11 protein-coding genes are annotated in these 15,146 nt (G+C 43.8%); 6 read left to right on the forward strand and 5 right to left on the reverse strand.

Annotated elements, in window-relative coordinates; all coding sequences use genetic code 11:
- Nucleotides 1-74 precede the first annotated feature (74 nt).
- From KS2013_RS03310 to KS2013_RS03325, 4 genes are all read left to right on the forward strand, one after another.
- Nucleotides 75-2,243, forward strand: a complete 2,169-nt coding sequence (locus KS2013_RS03310) for a hypothetical protein (protein ID WP_068989723.1) — start codon at nucleotides 75-77, stop codon at nucleotides 2,241-2,243.
- A gap of 159 nt (nucleotides 2,244-2,402) precedes the next feature.
- Nucleotides 2,403-3,494 (forward strand): protease SohB, encoded by a 1,092-nt coding sequence (sohB, locus tag KS2013_RS03315; protein WP_068994358.1) that lies wholly within the window; start codon nucleotides 2,403-2,405, stop codon nucleotides 3,492-3,494.
- A gap of 7 nt (nucleotides 3,495-3,501) precedes the next feature.
- Entirely contained in the window at nucleotides 3,502-4,155 is a 654-nt protein-coding gene (locus KS2013_RS03320) for a class I SAM-dependent methyltransferase (protein WP_068989728.1), read from the forward strand.
- Between the two features lie 6 nt (nucleotides 4,156-4,161).
- On the forward strand, nucleotides 4,162-6,078 hold the full coding sequence (locus tag KS2013_RS03325; protein ID WP_068989731.1) for an alpha/beta hydrolase family protein: 1,917 nt from the start codon (nucleotides 4,162-4,164) through the stop codon (nucleotides 6,076-6,078).
- 463 nt (nucleotides 6,079-6,541) lie between these two features.
- On the opposite strand, the gene KS2013_RS03330 is transcribed toward KS2013_RS03325, so the two are convergent.
- Both KS2013_RS03330 and KS2013_RS03335 read right to left on the reverse strand, forming a co-directional pair.
- The gene (locus tag KS2013_RS03330; protein ID WP_156768955.1) at nucleotides 6,542-7,072 is read right to left on the reverse strand and encodes a hypothetical protein; all 531 of its coding nucleotides are present in this window, start codon (nucleotides 7,070-7,072) and stop codon (nucleotides 6,542-6,544) included.
- A 19-nt stretch (nucleotides 7,073-7,091) separates the two neighbouring features.
- Nucleotides 7,092-8,468, reverse strand: a complete 1,377-nt coding sequence (locus KS2013_RS03335) for a dicarboxylate/amino acid:cation symporter (RefSeq protein ID WP_068989737.1) — start codon at nucleotides 8,466-8,468, stop codon at nucleotides 7,092-7,094.
- 156 nt (nucleotides 8,469-8,624) lie between these two features.
- On the opposite strand from KS2013_RS03335, the gene KS2013_RS03340 reads away from it, so the two are divergent.
- Together KS2013_RS03340 and KS2013_RS03345 are read left to right on the forward strand one after the other, a co-directional pair.
- Nucleotides 8,625-9,014 (forward strand): BlaI/MecI/CopY family transcriptional regulator, encoded by a 390-nt coding sequence (locus KS2013_RS03340; protein WP_068989740.1) that lies wholly within the window; start codon nucleotides 8,625-8,627, stop codon nucleotides 9,012-9,014.
- Nucleotides 9,001-11,025, forward strand: coding sequence for a TonB family protein (locus KS2013_RS03345; RefSeq protein ID WP_228703719.1), 2,025 nt, complete (start codon nucleotides 9,001-9,003; stop codon nucleotides 11,023-11,025). Before KS2013_RS03340 ends, KS2013_RS03345 begins: the two co-directional genes overlap by 14 nt.
- 59 nt (nucleotides 11,026-11,084) lie before the next feature.
- Here KS2013_RS03345 and astB read toward each other — a convergent pair whose 3' ends face one another.
- Genes astB through astA form a run of 3 tightly spaced genes read right to left on the reverse strand, consistent with a single transcriptional unit; the run spans nucleotide 11,085 to nucleotide 14,977 of the window.
- Complete coding sequence (gene astB, locus KS2013_RS03350) at nucleotides 11,085-12,446, reverse strand: N-succinylarginine dihydrolase (RefSeq protein ID WP_068989747.1); 1,362 nt, start codon at nucleotides 12,444-12,446, stop codon at nucleotides 11,085-11,087.
- A complete protein-coding gene (gene astD, locus KS2013_RS03355) occupies nucleotides 12,446-13,912 on the reverse strand; it encodes a succinylglutamate-semialdehyde dehydrogenase (RefSeq protein ID WP_068989748.1) in 1,467 nt (488 codons plus the stop codon). Before astD ends, astB begins: the two co-directional genes overlap by 1 nt.
- 15 nt (nucleotides 13,913-13,927) lie before the next feature.
- Nucleotides 13,928-14,977 carry an arginine N-succinyltransferase gene (gene astA, locus KS2013_RS03360; RefSeq protein ID WP_068989751.1) on the reverse strand — a complete coding sequence of 350 codons (1,050 nt, stop codon included), beginning with the start codon at nucleotides 14,975-14,977 and terminating at the stop codon, nucleotides 13,928-13,930.
- Between the last annotated feature and the right edge of the window lie 169 nt (nucleotides 14,978-15,146).

A 15,146-nucleotide genomic window follows, 5' to 3' on the forward strand; every position in this document is an offset into this window, starting at 1 on the left:
GTAGGATTAGAACAATTTTATAAATAACATAATTAAATCGGTTAAAACCGCTCACTGATCAACGGGAGTTAGAAATGAAGAAAACTTTATTATACGGAGTGACACTAGTTAGTAGTTTAGTGTTGGCAGCGTGTAGTGATGGGCCTGAAGAGCCCAAAGTACCAGGTACTGGCGATGGTAGTACTAAGTTAATTGCTCCAGTATATGCTCCTGGCGATGGTGAGATTCCAGTTCCTAACGATCTATTATTCAGTGGTACAACTGATTTAACTCTAAATATCCCAACTGACGATCCAACTGATATGTCGGATCCATCAAACGCAATTAGCGGTCTTGATGGTTGGTCAACTCATGCTCCATTTAATATTGAGTTCCGTGGTGCAATTGATGGCAGCACAGTCGTTCCTGGGCAGACCGTTCGTGTATTTAAGGTTTCAGTAGCGCGTGGAGAAACGTCTCCTGGCTCAGGTATCCCTAATCCGACTGGACCAGTGACGGGTGTGGAACGCGAGTTGCAGGCTGGTAGCGAGTTTGTTGCGGTACCTAATGGTCCTGCTGCTGTAGGTGTTGTCCCGTTAGCACCATTAGAGCCTCAAGGCAGCTATATGGTTATTGTTACTGACGGTATTTCTGACATAAATGGTAATCCTCTGGTAGAAGATCCTCAGTTTGCCATTGCTAAATCGCCAGATGCAATTCCTGAGGGTTCTGCGACAGCCGGTTTAGAGCCTGTTAGACAGTTAGTTAACGCTATGCTGGCTGCTGCTGAAACTGGTGGTGTTGAGCGTGATAATGTCGTTCTCGCATATCAGTTTACTGTTCAGTCTGTCGCGGATGCTCTTGTCGCATCAAACTCGGTATACGTTAATGCGGCTTCACCGCTAGCTACATCTGGAAACTCTAGTTTTTCAAGTTTAATGACGGACACAACACCATTTACTGGTATTGGTGCAGCGAATCTATACAAAGGCCAAGTGTCTTTACCATATCTACTTTCAGCGCCTTCGTTAGAAAATCCAACAGCACCACTGAACAGCCAATGGGTTGGTGCGGACATGGTTCCAACATCTCAGGGTCTGGTACCGAATCCTTTAGCAGGTGCTAACATTACTTATGCGAATAAATTACCTCAGAGAACGGGTGAAGAGTCAGTTCCGTTGTTGGTATCTATTCCAAAAAATACCCAATGCCCTAAGCCGTACCCGGTGATGATCTTCCAGCATGGACTGACAAGTAACAGAACAGCTATGCTCGGTATCGCTGATACTATGGCAAGCGCTTGTACAGCGGTTGTATCTATGGATTTACCGCTACACGGAATTGCTCAAGACAATGCAGTACACCAAGGGCTGCAGCAAGCGAGTGGCGGGCAAATTGGAATTTTTGCGGGGTACACTCCGGGTTCAGCCAGAGAGCGTACTTTTGGTGTGGACTATGTAGTAAATGGTTCTAGTCCAACGCAGCCGGGTCAAGACGGCCAACCTGATGCATCAGGAACACACTTCATTAACCTTCAAAACTTGTTGGTTTCTAGAGACAATATTCGACAAGGGGTTCTCGACCTACTAGCGTTGGAATCTGAAATCCCTAATATGGATATTGACGGAGATAGTACCCCTGACTTTGATGGTTCAAAAATCAGCTTCATGGGTTACTCTCTTGGTGGAGTTGTTGGTTCAAACTATATGGCATTGACTGCTGACACAAAGCAAGGGGTCTTGGCAGGAACAACAGGTAGCATTGCTCAATTCTTGAATGGATCGCCTGCCTTCGGTCCTGTTATTCGTGGTGGCTTATCAGCAGCTTCAGGTGTAGCAGTAGATGACCCTGCATTCGTTCCTGAAGTCTTATCACCATTCTTGTTTGCTGCACAAACAGTAGTTGACTCGGGTGATCCTGTGAATTACGCGGCAATCGCGATAGCTAATAATAAGCCGACACTGGGAGTGCAGATCCAAACGGATACGGTCGTTCCTCCAGTTATTGAAGGAGGTCCTCTAGCTGGGGCAACTCCTCATGCAGCATTGTTCGGATTACCGGTCGTTACACAGACGACACAAACATCACGTGCTTCGATTAAAGTCTCTGATGGTAATCATGGAACCGTACTTACACCTGCGGGCCCTAATGGTTCGACAGAGTTTATTGAGCAAACCACGTTAATACAAAACGCAATTGCCAAGTTTATTGCCTCTGGCGGTGCCTTGGTCGAGATTACAGACCCTTCACTCGTTGAACAGTAAGCTGTAATCTATTAGGATGAAAAGCCCTCAATATGAGGGCTTTTTTTATGACTAGGAAAAAAGATATTTTAGAGTGATTTTTATCCAATTTTATTGGCTTTTAAAGTAAAATCACGTTTTACCGTCAACGCCTCATGGCATTATGCAAAGGTTACTATGATTGAGTTTCTTTCGGAATACGGGCTTTTTCTATTAAAGGCCGCAACTATTATCATTGGGATTATGCTCGTACTGGGCATGATAATTAATGCTGGCCATCGGCAGCAGCAAGCTATCCCGAAAGGCGACCTAAGAGTTACCAACCTCGGTGATGCGATTAAAGAGAGAAGTCAGGCCATTAAAAATGAAGTGATGTCTAAATATCAGTTCAAATATAGCCTGAAAAAAGAAAAGGAAGAAGACAAGGCTAAAGAAAAGGAAGAAAAGCAAAAGCTTAAGTCCTTGAAGAAAAAAGACCGTAAGGCGGATGACACAGACTCAAAAGATGACCGCCGGGCAAGAGTTTTTGTGATTGACTTTGACGGTGATATTGAGGCCAGTGATGTTGAGTCAATGCGAGAAGAAATTACTGCTATTCTGACTGCTGCGGAAGAAGGTGATGAAGTCATGGTCCGGCTTAAAAGCCCCGGCGGTATGGTTCATACATATGGTCTGGCGGCATCACAATTGCAGAGAGTACGTGATGCGGGCTATAAACTGACCATTGCAGTTGACGAAGTTGCTGCCAGTGGTGGTTATATGATGGCCTGTGTTGCTGATACGATTACAGCTGCTCCTTTTGCAGTAATAGGATCAATCGGTGTGGTTGCAGAGTTACCGAATTTCCACCGTTTATTAAAAAAAGCAAATGTAGACTACGAACAACACACAGCGGGTGACTATAAACGGACATTAACGATGTTTGGTGAAAATACCTCTCACGGAAGAGATAAATTTAAACAGGATCTGGATGATACACATGAACTGTTTAAGTCGTTTATCAATAAAAATCGACCACAGTTAGATTTAGAAAAGGTAGCGACCGGAGAGCACTGGTATGGTACGCGTGCCAAGGAGCTGGACTTAGTTGATGACCTTAAAACCAGCGATGATCTGATTATTGATGCACTGAAAGATAAAGATGTGTATGCAATTAAATACAGTATCAAAAAACCAATCAGTGAGCGTTTATCTGTCAGCTTCAGCCGTGGTGCAGAAAGCCTGATTAATCGCCTGCTGCATCGTTCTTCCCGACAGGATTTATTCAAATAGGTTTAGCGTGGATTACGATTTCTGGAATAACTGTTGGTTGCGGCCAACACAACCTTTCCATTTAAGCCAGGCGCACCATTTTTTAGTAAAGTATTACCAGCAGTATTTTGACGGTAAAGACAAGGTACTGCTGCCTTTATGCGGTAAGACAAGGGATTTACTTTTCCTATCTGACCAAAAGATCGATGCTGTTGGAGTTGAATTTAACCAGCATGCGGTAGAGGAGTTTTGGAAGGAAAGTGGGATTAGGCCCGAAATAACAAAGGTAGATAATGGTGTTCGGTATGATGCTGCTCATATCCACCTGTGGCTCAGTGACTTTTTTCAACTTCATAAGAAAGATACGGGTTCTTTCCAGCTGATTTTTGATCGTGCAGCAATCGTTGCATTGCCTCTTGAGCTACGACACAAATATGCGAGTCATCTCGAAAGTTTTCTTAGTCCGGATGGGCAAATTCTACTGGTGACTATGGATTATGACCCGAAAGAGATGAGTGGTCCTCCATTTTGTATATCTGAGCGGGATTTGCATGAATTATTCCCCCATGCTGAGATAACGGAACTTGACCGCCACAGTATTTTAGATAGCCACCCTCGTTGGAAAGAGCTTGAACTGAGCTATCTGAATGAAATCCTTTATAAAATTCGTTTAAAACATTAAGAGTATATGAATAAACAGCAAAAAAAAGTTAAGCCATATGGTTTGTGGGAATCTCCAATCAGCGCTGAGCAACTTGCCAGCAAGTCAACCAGATTGGGGCAGATACAAACTACCTCGGACGCGCTCTACTGGCTGGAAGGGAGGCCAGAAGAGCAGGGGCGTGGAGTTATAGTCCGCTACCGCGAAGGACAGCGCGAAGACATCACACCGAAACCCTACAATGTTCGCACCCGTGTTCATGAGTACGGTGGTGCTGATTTCTGGCTTAACGATGATGTCTTACTGTTTGTTGACGATGAAGAACAGCAGCTTTATAAGCAAGACTTACAATCGCTGGAAGTTATCGCCATTACTCCTAAGCCACCTTCTAAGCGTAGCTGGCGCTACAATGATGGTTGCATAGCACCTCAAGGCGACTTTACTGTCTGTGTACGAGAAAGGCACGAAAAAGGCGAGGTGGTGAATGAGCTGGTTAAGATACCTCTTGATGGCTCTGCCAGTCCATCCATTATTGCAGAGGGATATGATTTTTACTCTAATCCACGGATCAGCTCGGATGGTAAACGTATTAGCTGGCTTTGTTGGAATCACCCGAACATGCCCTGGGATGAGACTGAAGTCTGGTCTGGCGAATGGGTGAACGGAGAAGTTGCCAACCCAAAGGCAGTTGTGGCGGAGAACAACGTATCAGCTTATCAGCCTGACTGGAGCGATAATAATGAGTTGTTGTTTGCTGCGGACTATGAAGAGTGGTGGCATTTATATCAGCAAAACTCAAGCAAGCCATTACATGTATTTCAGCATATTGAATTTGCACTCCCTCAGTGGGTCTTTGGCTGTAATACATGGCAACAGCTTGACGAGGATACCTTAATTGCGATTGGAACAAAGACCGGTACCCAGGCACTCTATTTAATAAATCTGAGCGATGGTTCCATATCATTGCTAACTGACCATTGGACTGCTTTTAACGGTCAGATGGTGGTAAGGCATACTGAACAAGGAAATCAGGTGTATTTCGTTGCAGCGAACCCAACCCAGCCGGAATGTGTGATTGAGGTTACATTGGATGGTGATCACAATATCCTGCAACGGGAGATCTTGTCGGATTTAGAGCAGACCACAGATAGAGGTGACATATCTGTGGCACAGCATGTTAGCTTTAAAACATCTCATGGAGATAAAGCTCATGGTTTCTTCTATCCCCCAGTTAACAGTGGGTTCGAGGGGCCAGGTGATGAAAGACCACCCCTTATTGTAATGAGTCATGGCGGTCCTACAGCGATGGCAGATAGCGGACTGGATTCGAAAATACAGTTCTGGACCAGCCGAGGCTTTGCAGTAGCCGACGTTAATTACCGCGGAAGTACTGGGTATGGACGACTTTTCAGAGATAAGCTTCGTGGACAGTGGGGGTTATTGGATGTAGATGACTGCATAGCAATGGGACACTATTTAGCGGAGCAGGGCTTAGTAGATGGCGAACGTATGGCTATTAGAGGAGGGTCAGCAGGTGGCTATACGACTTTATGTGCGCTTACCTTCCATGATGCATTTAAAGCAGGTATGAGCCGCTATGGAGTGGCAGATTTGGTTTCCTTGTCTCAAGATAGCCATAAGTTTGAAATACGCTATCTGGATAGCATGGTAGGTCCATATCCTGAAAAGGCTGACATATATCAGCAGCGTTCACCTGTAAACCATACCGACCAATTATCATGCCCAATCCTGATTTTGCAGGGGCTGGAAGATAAAGTCGTACCCCCAAACCAGGCTGAAGCAATGGTTGATGCGCTTAAGGCAAAAGGGTTGCCCTATGAATATATAACGTTCGAAGGTGAAGGTCATGGATTCAGAAAGCCGGATACCATTATTAAAGCGTTTAACACAGAGCTACATTTTTATCAGCAGTATTTACTTTAATACCTGATACCCCAGGGGGGATTGTCACCATAATGCCTCGGCATAAAAAAGGATAAGCCGAGGCTAAAAATTAATGATACTAGCGTGGAAGACATTAAGTCGCTAGTCGGAGCGTATGGAGCATCGCCAGTAAAGGGCGTGGAAAGTTAGAGGCCCGAGATGCCAGTTCAGTTGGTGAGCGTCAGTGATGACTCGAAGTTGTTCTTTGAAATAAATACAAATGCTCTTGGGCTCGAATCAGAAGAGTAATACACTCCACAGAAGCCTTTTACTTGAGCTAAAAAGTATTAGTTTGATTAGGTTACGCCTGCTGATTTGATAAGTCACTGTGCCAAGCTGGAGGGTATCGGCATTATTTCTTTTGTCTCGGTTACTAAGTCAGTTTTTTAGTTGTTTTAAATGTCATAGCAAAAAGCCCTCAACAGAGGGCTTTCGAATTAGTATAAGTTGTTTTTACTTGCCCTTATTGACCTTGAGTAAACTCATAGTCATCAATCAAAGTAAAGAAGCCATCTTCAGGATCCAGAAGCAAGTCAGCACTTATTGTAAAGTTATCTGGAGCTCCTCCCTCAAACTGCCAACGAACCTTAAAGTTAAACTTACCGTCTTCTGTTCTCTTTTGAATGAGCGGTGATTGTTGTAGTTCCTGAAAGTCTTTAATAGCTTCCTCTGATAGTTTAAACACGGTACTGTGTTTGAGAGTAGTGTCACCAAACCAGCTTTCTTCAGAAGATATTGTATCCTTGACAACAATGAGATTGAGGGTTTTATCTAGTTTATGGCTTGGAGTTAATAGTTTAACTTGAAGATTAGTTCTATCCTTAACATAGCCCCTGGAGATATTGGTAACAATTTTTGCTCGAATATGCCTGGCATTAAGTTCAGCAAAATCTTTCTTATCAAAGGTCGACATGCTTAGCATGGTGGATAGTGGGATGTGTGAACACCCCACTACTAATAGACACAGCATGTAGGTAAAAAAATTCCTTTTCATTCTCATTCCTTAAAACTTTCTAGTCATCAAAGTTACTGTGGTTGAACGGATCGTTAAAGGTATCCATTTCAATTTCGTTTTCTGACTTAGCCACGATTGCTGTGACAGCAGCATCACCGGAAATATTGACTGCCGTTCGGGTCATATCCAGTAGACGGTCAATGCCCAGAATCATACCAATAGCTTCTACTGGTAGATTAACTTGAGTTAACACGCCCGCAAGCAGAATCAAGCCGACACTAGGAACACCTGCAGTACCGATTGAGGCGAGGGTCGCTGTTAATACCACGGTCAGTAATTGCGCCATGCTCAGGTCTACGTCGTAAGCTTGGGCGATAAACAGTGTAGCAATACCTTGCATGATCGCAGTGCCATCCATATTAATGGTTGCACCAAGAGGCAGGGTAAAAGAGAAGGTGTTCTTATGCACTCCAAGGTTCATCTCGGCACAACGCATGGTTACTGGTAGCGTGGCGTTGCTGCTGGAAGTACCAAAGGCTGTGATCATCGCCGGCCACATGCCCTTAAAGAAGTTGATTGGGTTGAGTCTCGCAAACAGAGCAATCAAAGTACTATAGGTTAATATGGCATGTAGAATTAAGCCCACTATGACCAATAAGAAATAGCCACCCAAACCACCCAGTAAGTCAGAGAATGGGAAGGTCGCAAACGTTTCAGCAATCAAGAAGAATACACCGTAAGGTGCGAAGCGCATAACGATATTAACCAGTTCCATCACTACTTTATTAACGTCATTAAACCATTTGCTGATACGTTTACCCTGCTCACCGGATAAAGTAATCGCAAGACCAACAAGAATAGCGAAGACGATAATTTGAAGCATATTGGCGTTAAACATAGCCTCAAATGGGTTGGTTGGAATAATATTGATAATAACCTCTGTCAGTGGAGGTTTCTCACTGGCGTTAAATGTTGCATCACCTACTGGCATCCCTATCCCTGGCTGGAATATGGAAGCTAGAGTTAGGGCCAGGGTCAGAGCGATAGCTGTGGTAAGCAGGTATAAACCTATCGATTTTAAACTTAAGCGCCCAAGCTTTGAGGGATCGGCCAGGGAAGAGACTCCGCAAACCAGAGAGACAAGAACTAATGGAACCATTAACATTTTTAGCGCATTGATAAATAGTGTGCCGCCGACGCTAAACAAACCTTCAACTAAGTAATTATAAGACCAGCTTTGTTCTTGCAGCAGGGTGCAGTTTGCCTGTCCCGCCGCTAACAGGCCTTTTTTACCTGCCCAGCTGTCCATGTTCAAAGCCATGGTTTTGGTCTGAGTCAAGAAGCCTGAGCAGTCGTAGCCCCCAAATTGCAGGAATAAGAAGCCTACAATGGCACCCGCAACCATAAAAATTAGAATTTTTGCGCTTAAGTTCATTGTTTTAATCGTTTGTTAGAGAATTTATGAACTCTAAGTCATTGTACAAAAAACTGCAAATTAATACTTGATTATGAATGATTACAGGTGTAATCTTTAACTATTGATTACGTTTGTAATCATAAAATTGAATAAATTAACTGATATGAGTCGAGTATGACGATCAGAGTGAGTGAAGCAGAAAAAAGTGTGATGGATGTTCTGTGGCAGGAATCTCCATTATCCAGTACGGAAGTAGTCGAGAAACTTCAGTCTCAGGACTGGAGTGAGAAAACCGTAAAAACCTTTTTAAACCGGTTGGTTAAAAAGGGTGTAGTGACTTTCCAGAAAGACGGTCGTCGGTATCTATACTATCCCGCCATAGAGCGTGATGAGTTTTTAGCCGATGAAAGTGAAGGTTTCCTGGATAAAGTCTTTAAAGGCAATATGAAAGAATTACTGGCGACATTTGTTCAGAATAAACAACTGTCGAAAGATGAACTGGATTATCTGAAAGGGTTACTGGCCGAGCAGGGAAATAGGAAGGAGCAGAATGATGCTGAGTGATCTTAGGCTCAATGGCTGGCTGGATACTTTCTGGCATTTCAACTTAGACTTAAGTGTCATCGTGTTGACGGTGTTGGTGGTGCGCTTTTTTATACGTAAAACCACCAAAAGCTACAACTCATACCTACTATGGTTGGCTATCCCGGTAGGGTTTTTGTTGGCGAAAGTTGTTGCATCCATCGACTTTACCTCGGCCAGCTCCAGCTATATTGGTCAGGCTGTATCGGTTATGGTGATGAAGCCTGTAGAAACACTTCAAAATTATTGGTGGTTAGGTGCGATATGGCTAACAGGAACTACCTTATTACTACTGCGGTTACTAATTCAGCATGTTGAATTAAGACGAGAGCTAAAAAGGATTGAAAGACCCGCCACTGATTTAAAAGGGTATATGAATCATAAGCCAAAGCTGTATTCACTGATAGCCGTAGAACATGATGATATGTCACCAGCAGTCTATGGCTTTATAAAACCTAAGATCTATTTCCCGCTTCACGTTGCCGAACAATTAACTGCTGAGCAAATTCAACTCATTATCGAACATGAAGAACAGCATATTAGACAGAAGCATTTATGGCTTAACTTATTATGGGATGTGCTGGTTTGTATCGGTTGGTTTAATCCATTAATTTATATCGCGAGAAAAAACTTCAGGCATGACCAGGAATTATTCTGTGACTATCTGGTTCTAAATAAAACGGATACCTCACGTACAAAAGACTACGGTCATGCTCTGCTTTCAACAGTTTCTGCCACTCACTCTGTAAGTCTACTCTGCTCTTGGAAGGTTTTTAACCAACTTGAGGAGCGTATTATGAATATTACTAAACCCATCAACCGTACAGGCAAAGTTGCCTTGTCGCTAGGAGCTGCAATGGTTTTAAGCTGTTGTGCAGTTTATGCAGCCAACAAGGAGGTCAAAGAAGAACGAGTTGTTACCCGTGAAAATATCACCATCGATGGAAACGGTCAGAAAAAAACAGTTATCGAATTTAACAATGGTGATGGTGTGGTTTATTTGCAGGAAGACGATAAATACTACATCAAGGAAAATGGCGTCAAACGCGAAATGACAGCCGAGGAGAAAGAGAAGTTTGAGAAAGTGCATGAAGAGGCTCAGAAACAACTCTATTTGTCAGAAGAAGAGCTTCGTAAGGTTGAGAAAGAAATTGAGCAAGCTCATCGAGAACTGGAGCTGCATGTTGATGAAGTCAAAATAGCAGAAGAAGAGATTAAGCATGCCCACGAAGAAATCGCCCGAGCACAGCAAGAGATCGTCAGAGTGTATGAGAAAGGTGAGATTTCAAGAGAAGAGATGCAGCGTATTAAGAAGGATCTGGCAAAGGCTAAAAAGCAGATTAATGCTGAAAAATTACAAAAACGTATTCGCATTGATGTTGAACGTAGTAAGCGAGATTTAGAAAAAGCGCGCACTGAAATTAAAAGGCAACGCTCGCAGGCTATGAGAACTCCGCCCATGCCTCCCCATGAAGCTCATCGCATTATTAAAATAGATGAGAGAGTATTTTCCGAAGGTGAGGGTGATGAACACCGCGTTATAAACTGGACGGAAAATGGAGGCAAAGTCTATACGGTAGCAAATGGCGAGTATTACGTTGTAGAAAATGGTAAGAAAAGAGCGATGACATCGGAAGAAAAAGCTCGATTTGAAGAAAAGATTAAACTTATCCCTAAGCCACCTAAAGGGCCTTTGAATCCAAAAGCACCAAAAGCTCCTGACAGTATCAAAGCTGATACCTTGACAGTGATTGAACAGCCTCAGGCAGAATACCCGAAAGAAGCTAAAAAAGAGGGCATAGAGGGTTATGTCAATTTAACTTTTGATGTCAATAACCAAGGTAGAGCATCTAATATAAGAGTCGAAAAGTCGAGTAATAAAGGGCTTTTTAATAAAGCTGCTATCGACGCGATTAAACAATGGCGTTTTGCAGACAAAGACTATGGTAAACGAGGCCGGACTTATCAGATGAAGTTTGCTTTAGACAGTTAGTGTGTTGCTATAAAAAAGCCCGCTTTAGAGCGGGCTTTTGTATGTTTATAGTCATTAAATCATGCTAACTGGAATGGATAGACAGAGCCTAGATTAAGGATCTGAGTAAGCTCATCCAGAGCTGTTCTTGACTCAGTTAATAGGCTTGGATCGGCCAGATCTACCTCTTCCAATGTTTCTCGATAGTGTTTATCAACCCAACTATTCAGTTGGTTGAATAAGTCATCAGACATTAGAACGCTTTGGTTCATGGCAGCAATTTCAGTTTCATTAAGAACCACACGCTGACGTAAACAGGCAGGACCGCCACCATTTTGCATTGATTGTTTTACATCAAAAATTTTGACTTCTTTAATTGGCGTATCTTGCTCTACTAGCCAGTCAAGGTACTCTTTTACTGAAGGCGTTGTCTCGCACTCACCCGGTGCAATGATAGCCATATTGCCATCATCACGGGTAATTAATTGGCTGTTGAATAGGTAAGATTTGACGGCGTCCTCAACTGGAACGTCGTTAGCGCCTACTTCCACTACGTGGAATTCTTCACCGTCAAAAGCCTGCTCTAAGTCCGTGTATACCTGCATTTGGTTAAGGAAAGCTTTTTGATGAGCGAATAAGACGTTACCGTTACCAACCGAAATCACGTCGTTATGGAATACGCCTTTATCTATAACGTGCGGGTTTTGCTGCGCAAATACCGTGTTATCCATATCCAGCATGTGTAAACGTGAGATTGCCTGTGAGGCCTCGTAGGACTGACGAGCAGGATATTTATGTGGTGCTGGCTTGCTGCTGTCAAAGGCATGTTTCCCATAAACAAAGAAGTGTAAGCCTTTTTTGCCATAGCTTTTTTCTGAGCTTAGATCCACAAAGCGCGTATGGTTAGCCGCACCTTCGTCACCAAAATGGTCACCCATAGGTAATGCAGGATGATGAGCAAAGCAATTTTCATCGTTAAACATGGCCTGCAAAATACGGCCCGTAGTCTCATGCTCTATCGAGCGATGAAATTTATTGGCCAGGTTCGCTGGTGTAAAGTGTGCTTTACCATCTGCGGTGTCGCTGGATGGTGCCATGGTACAGGCATTCGCTGTCCACATGCTAGAAGCAGAGCTGCAGGCTGCCAGAATCTTTGGAGCTTGCTTAGCTGCCTTGATAATGACCTGTGCATCGGTACCAGTGAACCCCAGTTTACGTAAGGTAAATACGTCAGGTCGCTCCATTGGCGCTAAGACGCCTTGCCTAAGCCCCATGTCATGTAGCGCCTTCATTTTTGCTAGTCCCTGCTTAGCGGCTTCTTTAGGTTTTGCAACCAGGTTAGCATTCGAAGTTGAAGCAACGTTACCGTGCGACAAACCTGCATAATTATGCGTTGGGCCAACCAGGCCATCAAAGTTAAACTCAAAAGCTTTCTTGCTCATTAAAGTTTTACTCCCGGAGCTAGGTTTTCAGGTAATAAACAGGCATTATTCTCGATAGAAGCGACCGGGTAGGCACAGTAATCTGCAGCATAATAAGCGCTTGGGCGGTGGTTGCCTGAGTTACCTACGCCACCAAAAGGAGCTGTACCTGCGGCTCCAGTTGTTTGGTTATTCCAGTTAACAATACCGGCTCGGATTTTCGTGTAAAACTCTTGGTACTGCTCTTTGTTGTCGCTTAATAAACCCGCTGACAAACCGAAGCGAGTATTGTTAGATTCTACGATGGCATCTTCGAAATTGTCGTAACGCATCACTTGCAACAAAGGACCGAAGTATTCTTCATCTTCAAGTTCAACATCGCTTACTTCCAGAATGGCTGGATTAACAAAACCAGTACCTTTTTCCAGGTGCTCCATCTTTACTAATGGTTTTGCACCTTTAGCGATAAGTTTGTCCTGAGCTTCTAATAACTCAAGCGCGGCTTTTTCTGATACCACCGGGCCCATAAAAGGTTGCTCTTCATCGTTATAATAACTGACACGGATATTTGCCGTAGCATCGGTGAGTTTATCCAGGAATATGTCACCTTCTTCGGTGTTTGGAACGAAAAGGCGACGGGCACAGGTGCAGCGTTGACCCGCAGAAAGGTACGCTGACTGTATGGTATGATAAACAGCACCATTGACATCTTTGATGTCACCGACGATTAATGGGTTATTACCACCCATTTCGAGCGCCAGCACTTTGCCGGGCTGTCCAGCAACTTGCTTATGTAATATGTTGCCGACCGTTTCACTCCCAGTAAATAGAATACCGTCTACTTGAGGGTGGCCTGCCAGGGCTACGCCTGTCTCAACTTCACCTTGAACTAAATTAATTACGCCTTCAGGTAAACCTGCAGCTTCCCACAGGCGAATCGTTAGCTCTGCAACGGCGGGTGTCAGTTCACTTGGCTTGAAGACGATGGTATTACCAGCAATTAAAGCTGGAACGATGTGTCCGTTCGGTAAATGCGCCGGGAAGTTGTATGGGCCAAATACGGCTAATACACCATGAGGTTTATGACGGAGTGCCGTTTGACCGGTTGCAGTTTCTGTTTCTTTTATACCGGTACGCTCATGATATGCCTTGATAGAAATATCAATTTTACCTGCCATAGCACCTGCTTCAGTCAACGTTTCCCAGAATGGCTTTCCTGTCTCCTGAGAAATTAACTCAGCAATCTTTTCTTTGTTGTCCCTGACCAGGCTTTCAAATTTTTTGATGATCTCTATACGCTCATCAAGAGTTTTTTGACTCCATGTCCAGCCTGCCTTTTGAGCAGCCATAATTGCGTCGCTAACCTGATCAGGAGTCGCGCTGTTGGACTCCCAAACCGTGCTGCCGTCAGCTGGGTTGATGGACTTGAACGACTTGCCTTCACCAGCAAGCCATTGATTATTAATGAATAGATTGTTGTGCAACATAAAATAACCCTGAATTTATTGAGTTTTCTTCGAGCTGGAAGGTCTGCGCTTGTTGAATAACTCTACCGCTCGTACCGTATCGCCTTCGTTTAAGCCAAGGGCATCTATGGATGCTTGAGGAAGTGTTAATTGATCGCCTTCCAGGCGGCTTTGTTCAACAATACACCGATAATCTTTTAATTTACGATTGCTAATCATAATTGGCAAGGTACTGCCACTAACTTCACCGGCGACCAGCTCGACAATGTGACTTTGTGCTATAGTTCTGATGGCATTTCGTTGAACTTCAACCGTTGGCCCACCATCAAAGACATCAACGTAATTCTGATGGGTAAAACCTTCTTTCTTTAACAGGGAGAGTGCAGGAGCTGTGTCAGCATGCACTCTACCAATAACTGCTCGAGCTTCCTCGGGTAGCATATCAACGTAAATCGGATACTTTGGCATCAGCTCGGAGATAAAAGTATTACTGCCAAGACCACGAACTGCATCGGCTTTTGCAAATTCCATTTTAAAGAAGCGTTTGCCGATAGCTTCCCAAAATGGGGAGTAACCATTGTCATCTGAGTAACCACGCATTTCAGCGATAACTTTCTCTGAAAAGCGCTCAGGGTGATCAGCAAGGAACAAAAAGCGAGACTTGGACAGTAGGTGTCCGTTTATGCCACCGCGATATTCTTCTGCTAAAAACAATGTTGCTATCTCGGTAGCACCAGTGTAATCATTTCCCAGAACCAACATCTGATGAGGGTTGTAAACGCCTAATTCAGGGCTAGTGCTGACTTGTGTACTGAGCTTATAACTGAAAAAGGCATCATCCATTCCAACAGCTGACACTAATGCACTGGTGCCAATTACTTTTCCGTCTTGGCTGTCTTCAAGTACAAAGAAGTAGCACTCAGAACCAGGCTGCTTAATATCCTCTGAAAGCGCCTGTTGTGAGTTTGTGATTCTGTTTGAAATCGTTTCTGGATTGTGAGGTAGGGTTGTCAGCCCAGTCCCAGCGCTGGCGGCCAACTCTAAAATGTCTTCTAAATCAGTGCTTTGTGCAGGGCGAATTACCATAACTATGCGACCTAAGTCCTTATATTTGTACTATGCAATATTAGTATATGAAAGTCAGGGAAGAGGATGATAGACAAAAGTTCCCTTGAGTAAAAGCGTTATTCTGAAGTAAAAAGTAGTATTTTTCCAGCGAAGGCTGGAATTTTGACCTGAAAACAGCGATCATGTC

It is taken from the genome of Kangiella sediminilitoris (assembly GCF_001708405.1).
Taxonomy (GTDB): Bacteria; Pseudomonadota; Gammaproteobacteria; order Enterobacterales; family Kangiellaceae; genus Kangiella; species Kangiella sediminilitoris.